General features: G+C 58.2%; 16 protein-coding genes. 11 read left to right on the top strand and 5 right to left on the bottom strand.

All coding sequences use genetic code 11. From position 1 onward, the window contains the following. Positions 1-16: 16 nt before the first annotated feature. Positions 17-1120, top strand: a complete 1104-nt coding sequence (locus ABLU50_RS17220; protein WP_004203683.1) for a glycerol dehydrogenase — start codon at positions 17-19, stop codon at positions 1118-1120. A 93-nt stretch (positions 1121-1213) separates the two neighbouring features. Here the strand turns inward: ABLU50_RS17220 and metF are convergent, their stop codons facing one another. Then, the gene (gene metF, locus ABLU50_RS17215; RefSeq protein ID WP_004203682.1) at positions 1214-2101 is read right to left on the bottom strand and encodes a methylenetetrahydrofolate reductase; all 888 of its coding nucleotides are present in this window, start codon (positions 2099-2101) and stop codon (positions 1214-1216) included. Between the two features lie 74 nt (positions 2102-2175). Here metF and ABLU50_RS17210 point away from each other — a divergent pair, with 74 nt between their 5' ends. The 3 genes from ABLU50_RS17210 to ABLU50_RS17200 all read left to right on the top strand — a co-directional run bounded on the left by ABLU50_RS17210 (position 2176) and on the right by ABLU50_RS17200 (position 5065). Next, on the top strand, positions 2176-2349 hold the full coding sequence (locus ABLU50_RS17210; protein ID WP_017899816.1) for a hypothetical protein: 174 nt from the start codon (positions 2176-2178) through the stop codon (positions 2347-2349). A gap of 108 nt (positions 2350-2457) precedes the next feature. After that, positions 2458-3957 (top strand): PTS transporter subunit EIIC, encoded by a 1500-nt coding sequence (locus ABLU50_RS17205; protein WP_023319432.1) that lies wholly within the window; start codon positions 2458-2460, stop codon positions 3955-3957. A gap of 91 nt (positions 3958-4048) precedes the next feature. Further along, positions 4049-5065: a substrate-binding domain-containing protein gene (locus tag ABLU50_RS17200; RefSeq protein ID WP_023319431.1), complete on the top strand. Its 1017-nt coding sequence runs from the start codon at positions 4049-4051 to the stop codon at positions 5063-5065. A 2-nt stretch (positions 5066-5067) separates the two neighbouring features. Here the strand turns inward: ABLU50_RS17200 and ABLU50_RS17195 are convergent, their stop codons facing one another. Next, a complete protein-coding gene (locus tag ABLU50_RS17195) occupies positions 5068-5976 on the bottom strand; it encodes a LysR family transcriptional regulator (RefSeq protein ID WP_087832512.1) in 909 nt (302 codons plus the stop codon). Positions 5977-6067: 91 nt separating this feature from the next. Between ABLU50_RS17195 and ABLU50_RS17190 the strand changes: the two genes are divergently transcribed. Beyond that, a complete protein-coding gene (locus tag ABLU50_RS17190) occupies positions 6068-6439 on the top strand; it encodes a carboxymuconolactone decarboxylase family protein (RefSeq protein ID WP_004203680.1) in 372 nt (123 codons plus the stop codon). A 38-nt stretch (positions 6440-6477) separates the two neighbouring features. Here the strand turns inward: ABLU50_RS17190 and ABLU50_RS17185 are convergent, their stop codons facing one another. Both ABLU50_RS17185 and metB read right to left on the bottom strand, forming a co-directional pair. Further along, positions 6478-8910: a bifunctional aspartate kinase/homoserine dehydrogenase II gene (locus tag ABLU50_RS17185; protein ID WP_023291529.1), complete on the bottom strand. Its 2433-nt coding sequence runs from the start codon at positions 8908-8910 to the stop codon at positions 6478-6480. A gap of 2 nt (positions 8911-8912) precedes the next feature. Next, a complete protein-coding gene (gene metB, locus ABLU50_RS17180; protein ID WP_004203678.1) occupies positions 8913-10073 on the bottom strand; it encodes a cystathionine gamma-synthase in 1161 nt (386 codons plus the stop codon). A gap of 267 nt (positions 10074-10340) precedes the next feature. Here metB and metJ point away from each other — a divergent pair, with 267 nt between their 5' ends. Beyond that, the gene (metJ, locus tag ABLU50_RS17175) at positions 10341-10658 is read left to right on the top strand and encodes a met regulon transcriptional regulator MetJ (RefSeq protein ID WP_002882924.1); all 318 of its coding nucleotides are present in this window, start codon (positions 10341-10343) and stop codon (positions 10656-10658) included. A 101-nt stretch (positions 10659-10759) separates the two neighbouring features. Here metJ and rpmE read toward each other — a convergent pair whose 3' ends face one another. Next, a complete protein-coding gene (rpmE, locus tag ABLU50_RS17170; protein WP_002882922.1) occupies positions 10760-10972 on the bottom strand; it encodes a 50S ribosomal protein L31 in 213 nt (70 codons plus the stop codon). A 252-nt stretch (positions 10973-11224) separates the two neighbouring features. Here rpmE and priA point away from each other — a divergent pair, with 252 nt between their 5' ends. From priA to hslU, 5 genes are all read left to right on the top strand, one after another. Then, positions 11225-13420, top strand: a complete 2196-nt coding sequence (priA, locus tag ABLU50_RS17165) for a primosomal protein N' (protein WP_087832513.1) — start codon at positions 11225-11227, stop codon at positions 13418-13420. Between the two features lie 150 nt (positions 13421-13570). After that, entirely contained in the window at positions 13571-14599 is a 1029-nt protein-coding gene (gene cytR / locus ABLU50_RS17160; protein ID WP_004203676.1) for a DNA-binding transcriptional regulator CytR, read from the top strand. Between the two features lie 93 nt (positions 14600-14692). Continuing rightward, complete coding sequence (ftsN, locus tag ABLU50_RS17155) at positions 14693-15658, top strand: cell division protein FtsN (protein ID WP_004203675.1); 966 nt, start codon at positions 14693-14695, stop codon at positions 15656-15658. Between the two features lie 91 nt (positions 15659-15749). Further along, entirely contained in the window at positions 15750-16280 is a 531-nt protein-coding gene (gene hslV / locus ABLU50_RS17150; protein WP_002882918.1) for an ATP-dependent protease subunit HslV, read from the top strand. Positions 16281-16289: 9 nt separating this feature from the next. Next, positions 16290-17624: an HslU--HslV peptidase ATPase subunit gene (gene hslU, locus ABLU50_RS17145; RefSeq protein ID WP_004203674.1), complete on the top strand. Its 1335-nt coding sequence runs from the start codon at positions 16290-16292 to the stop codon at positions 17622-17624. The last annotated feature ends 10 nt before the right edge of the window (positions 17625-17634 follow it).

Genomic DNA, 17634 nt, shown 5'->3' with positions numbered 1-17634 from the left:
TCGAGGAGGAATCGTAATGGATCGCATTATTCAATCACCAGGCAAATACATTCAGGGCGCAGGCGCCATCAAGCGCCTTGGCGACTATCTGAAACCGCTGGCCGAACGCTGGCTGGTCGTTGGCGATAAATTCGTGCTGGGATTCGCGGAAGAGATGCTACGCAAAAGCCTGGCCGATGCCGGCCTGGCGGCGGAAATCGCGCCGTTTGGCGGTGAATGTTCGCATAATGAAATCAATCGCCTGCGCGATATCGCCGGCAGTGCGAAATGCACCGCCGTGCTGGGGATCGGCGGTGGTAAAACCCTGGATACCGCGAAAGCGCTGGCCCATTTTATGAAGGTGCCGGTGGCGATCGCCCCCACCATCGCCTCCACCGATGCGCCGTGCAGCGCGCTGTCGGTGATTTACACCGACGAAGGGGAGTTCGACAGCTATCTGATGCTACCGCACAACCCTAACATGGTCATTGTCGATACGCAGATCGTTGCCGGCGCGCCGGCTCGCCTGCTGGCAGCCGGAATTGGCGATGCGCTGGCCACCTGGTTCGAAGCCCGCGCCTGCTCACGCAGCGGCGCCACCACCATGGCGGGCGGGAAATGCACCCAGGCGGCGCTGGCGCTGGCCGAGCTGTGCTACAACACCTTACTCGAAGAGGGTGAAAAAGCGATGCTGGCCGCTGAACAGCACGTGGTCACTCCGGCGCTGGAGCGGGTGGTGGAAGCCAACACCTATCTGAGCGGCGTCGGTTTTGAAAGCGGTGGCCTGGCGGCAGCCCACGCGATTCATAACGGCATGACGGCCATCCCTGACGCTCACCACTATTATCACGGTGAAAAAGTGGCGTTCGGCACCCTGACGCAGCTGGTGCTGGAAAACGCGCCGGTGGAAGAGATCGAGACCGTCGCCGCGCTATGTCACAGCGTTGGGCTGCCGATCACCCTGGCGCAGCTGGATATCAAAGGCGACATTCCGACCAAGATGCGCCTGGTGGCGGAAGCCGCCTGCGCTGAAGGCGAAACCATTCACAATATGCCGGGCGGGGTTAACTCCGACCAGGTCTACGCCGCGCTGCTGGTCGCCGACCAATATGGCCAGCGCTTCCTGCAGGAATGGGAATAATCCAGAGCAAAACAAAACACCCGGCGTCAGCCGGGTGTTTTTTATGTTTATCTGCCGGACGTGTCGCCCACTGGCGGCGGAAACGGCAAGCACTCAGGCCGGACGCACGCCCAGCGTATGGCAGATGGCGTAGCTCATTTCGGCGCGGTTCAGGGTGTAGAAGTGGAAATCTTTTACCCCTTCCCGACTTAAAATCTTCACCATGTCCATAGCGATGTTAGCCCCCACCAGCTGACGGGTTTCGGCATCGTTATCCAGACCTTCGAACATTTTCGACATCCACACCGGGATACGAACGTTGGTCATATCCGCAAACTTTTTCGCCTGTTTAAAGTTGGATACCGGCAGGATACCCGGAATAATTTCCACGTCGATGCCCGCTGAGACGCAGCGATCGCGAAAACGCAGGTAGCTTTCCACATCGAAGAAGAACTGGGTGATCGCGCGGTTGGCGCCTGCCTCGACTTTGCGTTTCAGGTTGAGTAAATCCGCCTGCGCGCTTTTCGCTTCCGGATGCACTTCCGGATACGCGGCGACAGAGATATCGAAATCCCCCACCTCTTTCAGCAGGCTGACCAGATCGGCGGCATACATCTCCGGTTTACCGCTGCCCGGCGGCAGGTCGCCGCGCAGCGCGACGATATGGCGGATGCCGTTGTTCCAGTAATCCTGGGCGATAGTGCGCAGCTCATCGCGAGTCGCATCGATACAGGTCAGGTGCGGCGCCGCTTCCAGACCGGTTCGCTCTTTAATGCCCTTGATGATGCTGTGGGTGCGATCGCGCTCGCCGGAGTTCGCGCCATAGGTCACCGAGACAAACTTCGGTTTCAGACTGCTCAGGCGATCGATGGATTTCCACAGGGTTTGCTCCATTTCACTGGTGCGCGGCGGAAAGAATTCAAAGGACACATTAATCTGGCCCTGGACTTCCGCCAGGCTCTGATTCAGGGCTTCCCGCTGATTGGCGTGAAAAAAGCTCATACCTTACCTCATCAATCGCATGTAATGGCTGTTGTATTGCGAACTTCTATACGTTTAGACGTCCAGATGTAAAAATGACGGAAAAGCGCGCGGGCGTCAATAGAAAAATCTGCGTAAAGAGTGAGGAAAAGGCGGCCAATATGAAAAAAATTCATCTTCCGGCCAGAATGGATGCCGCGCAGGAAGAATTCGATCCGATGAAATTTGAAGCAGTTCAAAAAACCAGCATCTCCCCATGTTGGCCATAGCGATTGTTATTGCAGCCGCTTATCGCTTGGTTCAGAGTAAGTAGAACGTTCTACTAGAACGTTCTACTTACGCAATAATGCTTATAAAATCTATTCGGGGATATCACCATGAGTCTGTGGTCAGGGTTCATAAAATCATTATCAAAACTGTCGATGATCGGCCGCGCCTTGATGCTGCCGATTTCGCTCCTCCCGGCCGCCGGCTTACTGTTGGCCTTCGGGGATAAATTCCATATGCCCTTGATGATGAACGCCGGCGGTATCATTTTTGATAACCTGCCAATGCTGTTCGCAATTGGTTCAGCCGTGGGGCTGGCATCAGAATCGGGTATCGCTGCGCTGTCGGCAGCCGTCTCCGTCTTCATCACTAATATCACCATTAGCACTGTGCTCGGCATTACGCCGGAGATGGCCTCTCAGGGCGGAAAATATGCCATGGTCGTCGGCATCCCGACGCTGCAGATGGGGGTTTTTGGCGGTCTCATCTGCGGTATTCTCGCGGCGTGGTGTTATAACCGCTTCCATGCGATGCAGTTGCCTGAGTTCCTTGGCTTCTTCTCGGGTAAGCGTTTCGTGGCGATCGCCACGGCATTTCTCTCATTTATCCTCGGCCTGCTGTTGCCTTATGTCTGGCAACATATCCAGGCCGGTATTGACTCACTGTCGATGGTGGTAAACGGCGACAACCAGGCCGCATCGACCTTTATTTTCGGCCTCGTTGAACGGGCGCTGATCCCACTGGGACTGCACCACATATGGTATCCCTCCTTCTGGTACTCTTTCGGCGATTACACCACTCAGGCAGGCCAGGTGATCCACGGCGACCAGACCATCTGGTTTAAAATGCTGGAAGAAGGGGTGAAATCTTTTAGCTCCGATAGCTACCAAAACGCTGGGAAGTTTATGCAGGGGGAATTCCCGCTTATGCTGTTCGCGCTTCCAGCTGCCTGTCTGGCGATGTATCACGAAGCGCATACTAAGAATAAAAAAATCGCGGCCGGTATTCTCTTCTCTGCCGCGCTGACCTGCTTCCTGACCGGCATTACCGAACCCGTAGAATTTACCTTTATCTTCGTGGCGCCGATCCTGTACGTCTTCAACGCCATCATGGCGGGGCTCTCGTACATGACAATGTATCTGCTGCATGCGCATATCGCTAAATCCTTCTCGGCGGGGCTAATTGACTATATCTCCTTCGGTATTCTGCCGTCGCTGAACGGCTATCAAACCCACTTCCTCAACGCGGTTATCGTTGGCGTGCCGATGGGGCTGATTTATTATTTCACCTTCCGGTTCGTTATCCGTCGCTTTGATGTGAAAACACCAGGCCGTACCGATATCACTGTCACCGCCGATGATAAAACCGACGCGGAGCTGGCAACGGAGATCGTCAATCTTCTCGGTGGTTCACAAAATATCGATTCCGTCGGGGCTTGTATCACCCGCTTGCGCCTGGAAGTGGCTGAGCGCGATGCGGTTGATAAAGATGGCCTCAACGGCATCGGCGCACGCGGGGTGGTCTTCGTCGGCGATAACGGCATCCAGATTATTTTTGGCGCCAGGGCGCAATTTATCGCGCAAACCATGTCGGGGATGATTGGCAAATAACAAGAAGGTGTTATGGTGTGGAAGTAGGCTTACCGTGGGTAAGCCTATGTCTGCGATCTGACGGTAATACACGCGTTGTCATGGAGCGATTTTGAAGAAAGTCAGCATTATAGATGTGGCGAAACTGGCCGGCGTCTCCGTTTCGACGGTGTCGCTGGTATTACGCCAGAAAGGGAAGATCTCCGACGCCACCATCGAAAAAGTCAACGCGGCCATCCAGGAACTTGGCTATGTACATAACGTCGCCGCCGCTAACCTTCGCGCCAATACCACCAATTTGATCGGCCTGATCCTGCGCGACTTCAACGACAGTTTTTCCATTAAAGTGATGGCGAATATCGTCCAGGAGCTGGAGAAGCAAGGCTATATGGTGATCCTCGGCCAGCCGCGCGACGATCATGACTATCTGGCCCGCTGCCTGCTGTCGTTTAAACAGCAGGGCGTCGCCGGCGTGATATATCTGGATGCCGATACCACCAGCAATGCGCTGCCTGCGGCGTTACAAGCATGTCCTCTGCCGCTGGTCGCCGTCTCGCAAACGCCGCTCTCCGGCCATCATGACCAGGTGGTCCGCGATAATCGCCAGGCCGCCAGTATCGCCGCCCGCTATTTGATTGAACGCGGCCATCGCTACATCGCCTATATTGGCGGACAGGATAATGACCTGATTCGTCAGCAGCGGCTGCTTGGCTTATACAGTACGCTGGAGAAAAACGGCATGACCGTACGGGAGGAATTTGCTCCTGCCTGCAGCGACAATACGCAGGCTGCCAGTATCGCTACCCGCCAGTTGCTGGAAAAAAATAATGCCATTACCGCCCTGCTGTGCCACTCACCGGATGCAATGATTGGCTGCCTCAGCGGCATTCATCAGGTTGGACGCACGGTGGGAAAAGATGTCTTTCTCACTCAGCAGGTGGCGCTGGTGGGTTTTGAAGACATGATGCACGTGAATTTGACCTCGCCATCCTTCACTTATGTCTCTTCCGCCAGCGAAGAGACAGGACGTCAGGTAGCCTCGCTCATTATCCGCAAAATCAAAGAACCTGCCCTGCCGACCCAGCGCATTACCCTTTCCGGACAGCTGGTGGCTCGAGAGTCAGCCTGAGGCTAGCCAGTCGTCAGGTGCTCATCCAGCAGTGAGAGCCATTGCTGCACGGATTCTGCCTGGTGAGGCGCATAGATCACCCCAAGGCTTAACGGCATGCTGTCGCCTTCAGCGACAGGACAGAACACCACCCCCTGACGCTGGATTGCGGAAAAGGACGCCGGCAGGAGGATCATGCCTTCCCCACGCGCAATTCTCGCCAGCAGCACATCATGTTCGGCAGGCTCTTCCACATAAGCGGGGGTATAGCCAGCCCGGTCGAAAATGCGTCGCGTGTAGTCAAAGAAATCGGGGTTACGCTCACGTTTAAACCAGAACAACGGCCGGTGATTGAGCGCGCTTAGCGTTAACGCTGGTGTGGCGGCTTCCGGCCAGGAGGCTGGCACTGCCGCGATGAGCGGCTCCTGATACGGCAATGAGTGCAGGTGCAGCCCTTCAGTATTGAGCGGCAGCGCAACCAGCGCCGCATCGAGTTTGCCTTTGCGCACCTGCTGAGCCAGCGCCGGTGAAGCGTGGCGGGTGATATGCAACGCGCGGGTATGTTCGCTCAGCGCAAATTCAACAGCGGCGAAAATGCCTTGTTCGAAGGCGGTCGTCACGCCCAGACGCAGAGACGGCGGTGAGTGAACGGAGAGCTCACTCAATGCCGCCAGCGTGCGTTCCTGGAGCGCCAGCATGGGCCGAATCATTGCCAGCACCTCTCTGCCCGCGTCGGTAAGGATCAGGCCTTTGCTATGGCGCTGAAACAGCGTCACCCCCAGCTGCGCTTCCAGATGGCGCATATGGCGACTCAGCGGCGGCTGCGAGATAAATAACCGCTGCGCCGCCCGGCTGATGTTATTTTCCTCCGCCACCACCGCAAAGGCGCGCAGCAGGCGGATATCGAGAGAATGCAATCGCGAAGTTGTCATACTGAAAAGGTATCACGAAAAGGGTATTACTCAAGTCCGGCAAACTTCCCTACCCTTCCTCTCAACGCTTCATCACAGAGAGGAAAAAACGATGTCCAGCGAACGTTATATCACCGGTCAGGAAATGCTTCAGCGCGTGGACGGTCACGGCGGGGAAGCCGTCGTCGACAGCCTGCGGGATATCGCCCCCGACTTCGCCCGCTATCTGATTGAGTTCCCCTTCGGCGATATTTACGCCCGGCCAGGACTTGATTTGCGCAGCCGGGAAATCGCCACCATCGCCGCGCTCACCGCGCTGGGTAACGCCGAGCCGCAGCTGAAAGTGCATATTGCCGCGGGATTAAATGTTGGTCTGACGCAAGAGGAAATTACGGAAGTGATCATGCAGATGGCGGTCTACGCCGGATTCCCGGCGGCGCTAAACGGCCTGTTTGCCGCTAAAGCGGTTTTTGCGGCGCACTAACAAAAAAGACCAGGCCTGGCCTGGTCTTTTTCTCGGGATTACAGCAGCTGCGCCAGACGGTTAATATCCGACTGGATCGCCCCGGCGGTCACGTCACGCCCGGCGCCGGGCCCGCGGATCACCAACGGATTATCACGATACCAGCGGCTTTCGATAGCAAACACATTATCGCACGGCAGCAGCGCCGCCAGCGGGTGCTCTTCGCGTACCGCTTCCACGCCGACGCGAGCTTTGCCGTTGGCATCAAAGCGCGCCACGTAGCGGAGCACCAGCCCCATCTCGCGGGCCGCCTCCAGGCGCTGCAGCATCTGCTCGTTCAGCTCTTCGCCATTCTCAAAGAAGTGATCAACCGAACCCTCTTCACAGTGCGCCGGGACCAGTGATTCCACGCGCACTTGATCCGGTTCGATGTCATAGCCCGCTTCCCGCGCGAGGATCACCAGCTTGCGCATCACATCTTTACCGGACAGATCGACGCGCGGATCCGGCTCGGTCAGCCCCTGCTGCCACGCCTGATCCACCAGGTCGGTGAACGGCACGGTGCCATCGAACTGCAGGAATAGCCAGGAGAGCGTTCCCGAGAAGATACCGCTCAGGCCGAGGATGGTATCGCCGCTGTCGATCAGGTCGCGCACCGTATGGTTCACCGGCAAGCCGGCGCCCACGGTGGCGTTATACAGCCAGTGGCGCCCCGTCTTCTCAAACGCGTCGTGGATCTGGCGATACTTATCGCTGCTGCTGGCCCCCGCCAGCTTGTTGGCGCTGATCACGTGGAAGCCATGGCTGGCGAAATCAAGATACTGGTCGGCCAGCTGTTCGCTGGCGGTGACGTCCAGCACCACTAAATCATCGTACGGGTGCGCGCGCATCCACAGGAACAGCGACTCTTCATCCTGCTCCACCGCTTCATCGTTGAAGAAAGCTAGCGCCCGGCTGGCGTCCAGCCCGTCATAGTTCAGCAGACTGCGTTTACTGTCGACCACGCCGGCGAGAACAAACTCAAAGCCGGTGCGCGCCGAGAGCGTGGTTTGTTCACGGGCGAACAGCTCCAGCCAGCGGGAACCGATGTTTCCTTTGCCGAACAGCATCAGGCCAATACGCTTTTCGGCACGAAACAAGGACTGGTGCAGCCCCTGGATCAGGCTTTCCGTCGGCCCGGCGCGCAGCACGGCCACCAGGCTGATTCCTTCTTCCGACTGCCAGGTGAACTCCACTGGCTGCCCTTTCAGCTGCTGCCAGAAACGGTGGCAGTGCAGGGGGTTACGGGTGACGCCAGCGCCCACCATCGCCACCAGCGCCAGCTTCTGACGCAGACGCAGCTCGCCCGGCAGACCCGCTTCATCGAGCAGCTTCAGCGCGCTGTCGGCCACCTCGGAGGTATAGCAAAACTGCAGCAGCTTGCGGTCGGCATGGACGCCAACGGCTAACGGGCGCAGCTGGGCGCGTTTGAGCAGGGCGTCCAGCTCTTTATGCGCCAGTTTGAAATCGTGACCGGCCGGCACCTGGAACTCCACCAGGCAGACGTCGTCATGGCTGGTAACAATCCGGGCGCCAGTACCGGAGGCCAGTACGCGCTCAATGCGCGTGGAACCCTGTTCCGGCGTATAGCTACAGCGTAACTGCAGATCGATATCGCTGGCGGAAACCGGCTGTAGCGTGCGGGCATGGAGCACCGGCGCGGCCAGACGCGCTAACTCGCTGGCTTCGTCCAGACGCAGCAGCGGCAGCAGACAGGCGTCTTTCACCTTGCGCGGATCCGCGCTGTACACCCCGGCGACGTCGCTCCAGATAGTGACGCGGGAAGCGCCCGCCAGCGCACCGATCTGGGTGGCGGAGTAGTCAGACCCGTTACGGCCCAGCAGGACGGTTTCACCGGCCTGGTTGCGGGAGATAAAGCCGGTCACCACCAGACGTTTGTTAGGATGCTGCGCCATCAGCTGCTGCAGCAGTGGATAGGATAATCCTTCATCCACCTGCGGCTGCGCGGCGCGTTCCGCGCGCAGGAACGCGCGCGCGTCAAGCCAGGCGGCTTCCATTCCCAGCTGGTTGAGAACCGCCGCCATCAGGCGCGCGGACCACACTTCCCCATGGCCGACCACTTCCGCATAGACCGCTTCGGAAACCCCGCCGTCCAGCAGACCAGCCAGACGCTCAAGGTCGTGGATAAAGGCGGCTATCAGCGTATCCGCCGCCGCAGGCTCCACCAGACCGCCAATCAGCTCGGTGTGATAGCGGCGAAGCGACTGCTGAACCTGATGCGCAGCAAGGCGATCGCTCTGGCTAAGCTTAAGCCAGCTGATCAGCTGGTTGGTGGTGCTGCCAGCGGCGGAGACGACCATCATGTCCCCCGCCTGCGAATACTCCTTCATGATCCCCGCGACGCGCAGGTAACATTTCGCATCCGCTAAACTACTCCCACCAAATTTGTGCAGCTGACGACCCTTCGCCCCTGCCTGCGCAATCACACTCATCTTTATTCCTCGTTTGCTGCCCGGAAGCCATTTTCCAGGTCGGCAATTAAATCTTCACCATCTTCAATACCGGTCGAAATGCGCAGGAGCGTTTCTGAAATTCCGGCGGCGGCACGCGCTTCAGGCGCCATGCCGGCATGCGTCATCGTTGCCGCATGGGAAATCAGGCTTTCAACGCCCCCCAGCGATTCCGCCAGTGTAAACAGCGACAGCCCGCTCAGGAAACGGCGCAGCGTCTGCTCGTCACCGTCCAGCTCGAAGCTTAACATTGCGCCAAAACCTTTTTGCTGACGCGCCGCAATTTCATGCCCCTGGTTTTCCGGCAGCGACGGATGATACAGCTTTTTCACCAGTGGCTGGGTTTTCAGATACTCGACAATCGCCAGGGCATTACGCTGCGCCACTTCCATGCGTGGAGAAAGCGTCCGCAACCCGCGCAACAGCAGATAGCTGTCGAAGGCGCTGCCGGTGACGCCAATATTATTCGCCCACCATGCCAGTTCGGTGACAGTCGCCGGATCGTTGGCAATCACCACCCCGGCCACCACATCAGAGTGACCATTAAGGTATTTAGTACAGGAGTGCAACACCAGATCGGCGCCCAGCGCCAGCGGGTTTTGCAGCGCCGGACTCAGGAAGGTGTTATCGACCACGCTGATCGCCCCGGCTTCGCGCGCCAGACCACAGATTTTCGCAATATCCACTACCCGCAGCAATGGATTACTTGGGCTTTCGACCAGCACCAGCTTCGGTTTTTCCGCCAACGCCGCCCGCAGCGCCTGCTCATCGTTTTGATCGACGAACTGAACGCGATAGCAGCCGCGCTTCGCCAGGCTATCGAACAGACGGTAGCTGCCGCCGTAGCAGTCATGCGGCGCCACCAGCAGATCGCCAGGCTTAAGGAACACCGTCGTCACCAGCAGGATCGCCGACATACCGGTATTGGTCAGCACCGCGCCAGCGCCGCCCTCCAGCTCCGCTAAGGCACGCTGCACCACATCACGCGTCGGGTTGCCGCGGCGGGAGTAGTCGTGAGCGCGAGGTTCATTAAAGTCGGTGAAGTTATAGGTACTGGAGAGGTGGATCGGCGGGACAACGCAACCGTACTGCTCGTCGTCATTTAAACCGCTACGCACTGCGATGGTGGCCTGTTTACGCGTCATGTTGGGAAGTTCCTGGGCTGAATCGGTGAAAAGTCAGGCTCCAGAGTAATCATTGTCACAATAGACGTCAATACATCTGGACATCTAAACTTCTTTGCGTATAGATTGAGCAAAGTGCAAATAGCCGTTAAAATTATATGCATTAGCGCACGTCGGCGGCGGCTTATCTCATGTCAGAAAGCCTGCGCTTACGGTAAACTACGCGCAATTATAGCCCGGGCGGAATATTCTGGCCCTTCACTAATAAACAGAGGATTAAGGTATCTCATGGCTGAATGGAGCGGCGAATATATCAGCCCATACGCTGAGCACGGTAAGAAGAGTGAGCAAGTAAAGAAAATTACGGTTTCCATTCCTCTGAAGGTGTTAAAAATCCTCACCGATGAACGTACGCGTCGTCAGGTGAATAACCTGCGTCACGCGACCAACAGCGAGCTGCTGTGCGAAGCGTTCCTGCATGCCTTTACTGGACAACCGTTGCCTAACGATGAAGACCTGCGTAAAGAGCGCAGCGATGAGATCCCGGAAGCGGCGAAAGCGATTATGCGTGAACTGGGTATCGACCCGGATACGTGGGAATACTGAGACAATAAAAAGGGCGGAAGCACTCTTCCGCCCTTTTTCTTTCTCGCCCAGGCAGGCGAGAGACACAAAAAAGCCGCCCTGAGGCGGCTTCTTCTGGCAACTTACTTGCTGCCCGGGATGCTGAAGCGCTTGTTGAAGCGGTCAACACGGCCACCGGTAGCAACATCACGCTGTTTGCCGGTGAAGAACGGGTGGCATTTGCCGCACACGTCGAGGTTCAGGTCATGACCTACAGTGGAGCGGATTTTCATGACATTACCGCAAGAACAGGTAGCAGTAATTTCGTCGTAATTTGGGTGAATACCTTTTTTCATGGGAGAACCTCAGTTAAGGCCGCGTCGCTCTTCCAGCCCTAACGCCAGACACCACGCGATATTAGTAATTTCCCGTTGCCCTCTACGCTGCTGACAGCGTGAAGCACACGGTAATGGTCAATCTTCAATGCGATATAAAGCGCATCAAAGGCGGCGAATCATACAGAATTTGACCAGCATATGCAAACTGATCCGCGCCGCCTTATCGTAATGTGTATACTATCCCGCCAGATTTCAAGTCAGGAAGATGACATGTCCGTCGCCCACGTTGCCCTACCCGTTCCGCTACCGCGCACCTTTGACTATCTGCTGCCTGACGGCATGGCGGTCAAAGCGGGCTGTCGGGTGCGGGTGCCGTTCGGCAAACAGGAGCGGATCGGCATTGTCGCGGCGGTCAGCGAACGCAGCGAGCTGCCGCTGGACGAGCTAAAACCGGTCGCGGAAGCGCTGGACGACGAACCGGTCTTCTCCGGTACCGTCTGGCGGTTGCTGATGTGGGCGGCTGAGTACTACCATCACCCGATCGGCGATGTGCTGTTCCATGCGTTGCCCATTCTGCTGCGCCAGGGCAAACCCGCCAGCGCTACGCCGCTGTGGTACTGGTTCGCCACCGAGCAGGGGCAGGCCGTCGACCTTAACGGTCTGAAGCGCTCGCCGAAGCAGCAGCAGGCGCTGGCGGCGCTGCGCCAGGGCAAAATCTGGCGTCATCAGGTCGGGGAACTGGAATTTAATGAAGCGGCGCTGCAGGCGCTGCGCGGCAAAGGGCTGGCGGAGCTGGCCTGCGAAGCGCCCGCCCTCACCGACTGGCGCAGCGCGTATTCGGTGGCTGGCGAACGCCTGCGTCTTAATACCGAGCAGGCCACCGCCGTCGGCGCGATCCACAGCGCCGCCGATCGCTTCTCCGCCTGGCTGCTGGCGGGTATTACCGGCTCCGGGAAAACGGAAGTGTATTTGAGCGTGCTGGAGAATGTGCTGGCGCAGGGGCGCCAGGCGCTGGTGATGGTGCCAGAGATCGGCCTGACGCCGCAAACCATCGCCCGTTTTCGCCAACGCTTTAACGCGCCGGTGGAAGTCCTGCACTCCGGGCTCAATGACAGCGAACGTCTCTCGGCCTGGCTGAAGGCGAAAAACGGCGAAGCGGCCATTGTGATCGGCACCCGCTCCTCGCTGTTTACCCCGTTTAAAGACCTCGGCGTCATCGTCATCGACGAAGAGCATGACAGCTCCTACAAGCAGCAGGAGGGCTGGCGCTACCATGCCCGCGACCTGGCGGTATGGCGCGCCCACAGCGAACAGATCCCGATAATTCTCGGCTCGGCGACGCCGGCGCTGGAGACCCTGCATAACGTCCGCCAGGGCAAATACCGCCAGTTAACCTTAAGCAAACGCGCGGGCAATGCGCGCCCTGCCCAGCAGCACGTGCTCGATCTCAAAGGGCAACCGCTGCAGGCGGGTCTGTCTCCCGCGCTGATTGGCCGTATGCGTCAGCATCTGCAGGCGGATAACCAGGTGATCCTGTTTCTTAACCGCCGCGGCTTTGCGCCAGCGCTGCTGTGCCACGACTGCGGCTGGATAGCGGAATGTCCGCGCTGCGACAGCTACTATACGTTGCACCAGGCGCAGCACCATCTGCGCTGCCACCATTGCGACAGTCAGCGCCCTATCCCGCGCCAGTGCCCCTCCTGCGGCTCCACGCACCTGGTGCCGGTGGGTATCGGCACCGAACAGCTGGAGCAGGCCCTGGCGCCGCTGTTTCCTGACGTGCCTATCTCGCGTATCGACCGCGATACCACCAGCCGCAAAGGGGCGCTGGAAGAGCATCTCGCCGCCGTCCATCGCGGTGGGGCGCGTATTTTAATTGGCACCCAGATGCTGGCCAAAGGCCACCACTTCCCGGACGTCACCCTCGTCTCCCTGCTGGACGTCGACGGGGCGCTGTTTTCCGCGGATTTCCGCTCCGCCGAGCGTTTCGCTCAGCTCTATACCCAGATCTCGGGGCGAGCGGGGCGGGCAGGAAAACAGGGCGAAGTGATCCTGCAAACCCACCATCCGGAACACCCTCTGCTGCAGACCCTGCTGTATAAAGGCTACGACGCTTTCGCCGAACAGGCGCTGGCAGAGCGGCAGACAATGCAGCTACCGCCGTGGACCAGCCATGTGCTGATTCGTGCGGAAGACCATAACAACCAGCAGGCGCCGCTGTTTTTACAACAGCTGCGCAATCTGCTGCAGGCCAGTCCGCTGGCCGACGACAAGCTATGGGTGCTCGGTCCGGTTCCGGCGCTGGCGCCGAAGCGCGGCGGCCGCTGGCGGTGGCAGATATTGCTGCAGCATCCTTCGCGGGTGCGCCTGCAGCATATCGTCAGCGGTACGCTGGCGCTGATCAATACGCTGCCGGAGGCGAAAAAAGTGAAGTGGGTGCTGGATGTCGATCCTATTGAAGGGTAAGCCTTCTCTTGCGAGCCGGATCGAAAAATTCAACAAGCATCACGTTTTTCATGAAAATTCTGTAACTCACTGCCGCGACTATCTGATAAAAAAGATGCAGCAGTTAGCGCGCAAGGGAAATGCCAGCGCCATTCAGCGAGGAGAAACCAGGTGAAGCCCAAAAAACAAGTGGTTGCCGCCACCATGAAAGACGTCGCCTTAAAGGCAAACGTTTCCACGGCAACCGTGTCCCGAGCGTTGATGAACCCTGATAAGGTGTCGCAAGCCACCCGTAACCGGGTCGAGCAGGCGGCGCTGGAAGTCGGCTATTTACCGCAGTCGCTCGGACGCAATATGAAGCGCAACGAATCGCGGACGATCCTCGTGATCGTCCCGGATATCTGCGATCCCTTTTTTAGCGAAGTGATCCGCGGTATTGAAGTCACTGCCGCCGAGCATGGATATCTGGTGTTAATCGGCGATTGCGCCCACCAGAATCAGAAAGAAAAAACCTTTATCGACCTTATCATCACCAAGCAGATTGACGGCATGGTGCTGCTCAGCTCGCGCCTGCCGTTTGACGCCAGCGTGGAAGAGCAGCGCAATTTGCCACCGATGGTCATGTCGAACGAGTTCGCGCCGGAGCTGGAGCTGCCCACCGTCCACATCGATAACCTGACGGCGGCCTTTAACGCGGTAAACTACCTTCACGAGCTGGGACACCAGCGTATCGGCTGCATCGCCGGCCCGGAAGATATGCCGCTGTGCCATTATCGCCTGCAAGGTTACGTGCAGGCGCTGCGCCGCAGCGGTATCACCGTTGATCCGCACTATATCGCTCGCGGCAACTTTACCTTCGAAGCTGGCGCCAATGCGCTGGAGCAGCTGCTGTCGCAGCCGGTACCGCCCACGGCGGTCTTTTGCCATAGCGATGTGATGGCGCTGGGCGCCTTATCGCTGGCGAAACGCCGCGGTCTGAAAGTGCCGGACGACCTGTCGATTGTCGGCTTCGATAACATCGCGTTGTCTGAATTTTGCGATCCGCCATTGACCACCGTGTCACAGCCGCGTTTTGATATCGGCCGTGAAGGAATGCTGCTATTACTTGAGCAAATGCAGGGTCATAACGTGAACAGCGGCTCGCGCCTGCTCGATTGCGAACTGATAGTTCGCGGCAGTACGCAAAAAATCAGACGATAACCATCAGGCTTTCGGGCCTGCTCTTCTGGTCAAAGGCCCGCCGCTTAAGTAACATGGCGGGCTGACGAACGAATATAAGACAGCGAAACGATAGTGGCACAACGAGATTATGTACGCCGCAGCCAACCGGCTTCTTCGCGGCGCAAAAAGAGCACTACCCGAAGCTCAAGGAATAAGCAAAGCAGCCTTCCGGCAATTTCACCGGCTATGGTGGCGATCGCGGCGGCTGTGCTGGTGGCCTTTATCGGTGGACTCTATTTCATTACGCACCATAAGAAAGAAGAAGCGGAAGCGATGCAAAATCGCCAGGCCGCCGGCAACGGCTTGCCGCCAAAACCGGAAGAGCGTTGGCGCTATATTAAAGAGCTGGAAAGCCGACAGCCGGGCGTTCGCGCGCCGACCGAACCGACCGCCGGCGGCGAAGTGATGAAACCGGAGCAGCTGACTGACGAACAGCGCCAGCTGCTGGCCCAGATGCAGGCCGATATGCGTCAACAGCCGACTCAGCTGACCGAAGTGCCGTGGAACGAACAAACGCCGGCCCAGCGCCAGCAGACGCTACAGCGCCAGCGTTTAGCGCAGCAACAGCAGCAGGCGCAACAGCAACAGTGGGCGCAAACTCAGCCGCAGACCGTGCAGCAGCCGCCGCGCGTTCAGCAGCCGAAGCCGGTCCAGCAGCAACAGCCGAAGCAGACCGCGTCAAACCAGCAGCCGTACCAGGATCTGCTGCAGACGCCAGCGCATACCAATACCACGCAGCCGCGTACCCAGGCCGCGGCGCCGGTAACTCGGGTGGAAGAAGCGCCGAAAACCACCGCCGAGAAGAAAGACGATCGTAGCTGGATGATCCAGTGCGGCTCCTTTAAAGGCGCCGAGCAGGCCGAAACCGTCCGCGCTCAGCTGGCTTTCGAAGGGTTTGCTTCGCACATCACCACCAACAACGGCTGGAACCGCGTGGTCATTGGCCCGCTGAAAGGCAAAGAAAGCGCCAACGAGATGATCACCCGCCTGAAGATGGCTGGACACGCGAACTGCATTCGTCTCGCCGCCAGGGGTTGAAACCCTCAAAAACCCCCCCATCTATAATTGCATTCGGCCCCGCGGACAGCGCGGGGCCCCTGTTCCGCTTTTGCAACCAAGGGGTCTGCTCGTGACTACAATTGTAAGTGTTCGCCGTAACGGCCATGTTGTTATTGCCGGTGATGGCCAGGCCACGCTGGGCAACACCGTAATGAAGGGCAACGTGAAAAAAGTGCGTCGTCTGTACAACGACAAAGTGATTGCCGGTTTCGCTGGTGGCACCGCCGACGCCTTCACGCTGTTCGAACTGTTTGAACGTAAACTGGAAATGCACCAGGGCCATCTGGTGAAGGCCGCCGTTGAGCTGGCTAAAGACTGGCGAACCGATCGGATGTTGCGCAAGCTGGAAGCGCTGCTGGCCGTCGCGGACGAAAACGCGTCGCTTATCATCACCGGTAACGGTGACGTGGTACAGCCGGAAAACGATTTGATTGCTATCGGCTCCGGCGGTCCTTACGCCCAGGCCGCGGCCCGCGCGCTGCTGGAAAACACCGATATGGGCGCGCGCGATATCGCCGAGAAAGCGTTGGATATTGCAGGTGATATCTGCATCTATACCAACCATTTCCACACCATCGAAGAATTACCTTCTAAAGCGTAAGGATCTCCCATGTCTGAAATGACCCCACGCGAAATTGTCAGCGAACTGGACAAACACATTATCGGCCAGGACGCCGCCAAGCGTTCTGTTGCTATCGCCCTGCGTAACCGCTGGCGCCGGATGCAGCTTAACGAAGAGCTGCGTCATGAAGTCACGCCGAAAAACATTCTGATGATCGGCCCAACCGGCGTCGGTAAAACCGAAATCGCTCGTCGTCTGGCGAAACTGGCCAACGCGCCGTTTATTAAAGTTGAAGCGACGAAGTTCACCGAAGTGGGCTATGTCGGTAAAGAAGTGGATTCTATCATCCGCGATCTGACCGATGCGGCGATCAAAATGGTGCGTATGCAGTCCATCGAAAAGAACCGTTACCGCGCGGAAGAGCTGGCTGAAGAGCGCGTACTTGACGTGCTGATCCCACCGGCGAAGAACAACTGGGGCCAGACTGAGCCGTCGCAGGAACCGTCTGCGGCGCGCCAGGCGTTCCGTAAGAAACTGCGTGAAGGCCAGCTGGACGATAAAGAGATTGAAATCGATCTCGCCGCGGCGCCGATGGGCGTTGAAATCATGTCCCCTCCGGGCATGGAAGAGATGACCAGCCAGCTGCAGTCCATGTTCCAGAACCTCGGCGGCCAGAAGCAGAAACCGCGTAAGCTGAAAATCAAAGACGCGATGAAGCTGCTGATTGAAGAAGAAGCGGCCAAACTGGTCAATCCGGAAGAGCTGAAGCAGGAGGCCATCGACGCTGTAGAGCAGCACGGTATCGTCTTTATCGACGAAATCGACAAAATCTGTAAGCGCGGCGGCAACACCTCCGGCCCGGACGTCTCCCGTGAAGGCGTACAGCGCGACCTGCTGCCGCTGGTGGAAGGCTGCACCGTCTCCACTAAGCACGGGATGGTCAAGACCGACCACATCCTGTTCATCGCCTCCGGCGCGTTCCAGGTGGCCAGCCCGTCCGATCTGATCCCGGAACTGCAGGGGCGTCTGCCGATCCGCGTTGAGCTGAAGGCGCTGACCACCCACGACTTCGAGCGCATCCTGACCGAACCGAACGCCTCCATCACCGTGCAGTACAAGGCGCTGATGGCGACCGAAGGGGTGAATATCGAATTCACCGAAGACGGTATCAAGCGTATCGCTCAGGCCGCATGGCAGGTAAACGAAACCACCGAGAACATCGGCGCGCGCCGTCTGCACACCGTGCTGGAGCGCCTGGTGGAAGATATCTCCTATGATGCCAGCGAGATGAACGGCCAGACCGTCACTATCGATGCCGAATATGTGAGTAAGCACCTGGATGTTCTGGTGGCAGATGAAGATCTGAGCCGTTTTATCCTATAATCCGGTGCAA

Source organism: Klebsiella sp. GG_Kp173 (assembly GCF_040062415.1).
GTDB classification, from domain to species: Bacteria; Pseudomonadota; Gammaproteobacteria; order Enterobacterales; family Enterobacteriaceae; genus Klebsiella; species Klebsiella quasipneumoniae.
The sequence above is the reverse complement of the archived record's forward strand: the minus strand, read 5'-3'. Positions and strand labels throughout refer to the sequence as shown.

What these genes read in the sequence shown, in the direction of transcription:
- ABLU50_RS17220 (WP_004203683.1), top strand. Translation starts at nt 17, where the DNA reads ATGGATCGCATTATTCAATCACCAGGCAAATACATTCAGGGCGCAGGC.
- metF (WP_004203682.1), bottom strand. Translation starts at nt 2,101, where the DNA reads ATGAGCTTTTTTCACGCCAATCAGCGGGAAGCCCTGAATCAGAGCCTG.
- ABLU50_RS17210 (WP_017899816.1), top strand. Translation starts at nt 2,176, where the DNA reads ATGACGGAAAAGCGCGCGGGCGTCAATAGAAAAATCTGCGTAAAGAGT.
- ABLU50_RS17205 (WP_023319432.1), top strand. Translation starts at nt 2,458, where the DNA reads ATGAGTCTGTGGTCAGGGTTCATAAAATCATTATCAAAACTGTCGATG.
- ABLU50_RS17195 (WP_087832512.1), bottom strand. Translation starts at nt 5,976, where the DNA reads ATGACAACTTCGCGATTGCATTCTCTCGATATCCGCCTGCTGCGCGCC.
- ABLU50_RS17190 (WP_004203680.1), top strand. Translation starts at nt 6,068, where the DNA reads ATGTCCAGCGAACGTTATATCACCGGTCAGGAAATGCTTCAGCGCGTG.
- ABLU50_RS17185 (WP_023291529.1), bottom strand. Translation starts at nt 8,910, where the DNA reads ATGAGTGTGATTGCGCAGGCAGGGGCGAAGGGTCGTCAGCTGCACAAA.
- metB (WP_004203678.1), bottom strand. Translation starts at nt 10,073, where the DNA reads ATGACGCGTAAACAGGCCACCATCGCAGTGCGTAGCGGTTTAAATGAC.
- metJ (WP_002882924.1), top strand. Translation starts at nt 10,341, where the DNA reads ATGGCTGAATGGAGCGGCGAATATATCAGCCCATACGCTGAGCACGGT.
- rpmE (WP_002882922.1), bottom strand. Translation starts at nt 10,972, where the DNA reads ATGAAAAAAGGTATTCACCCAAATTACGACGAAATTACTGCTACCTGT.
- priA (WP_087832513.1), top strand. Translation starts at nt 11,225, where the DNA reads ATGTCCGTCGCCCACGTTGCCCTACCCGTTCCGCTACCGCGCACCTTT.
- hslU (WP_004203674.1), top strand. Translation starts at nt 16,290, where the DNA reads ATGTCTGAAATGACCCCACGCGAAATTGTCAGCGAACTGGACAAACAC.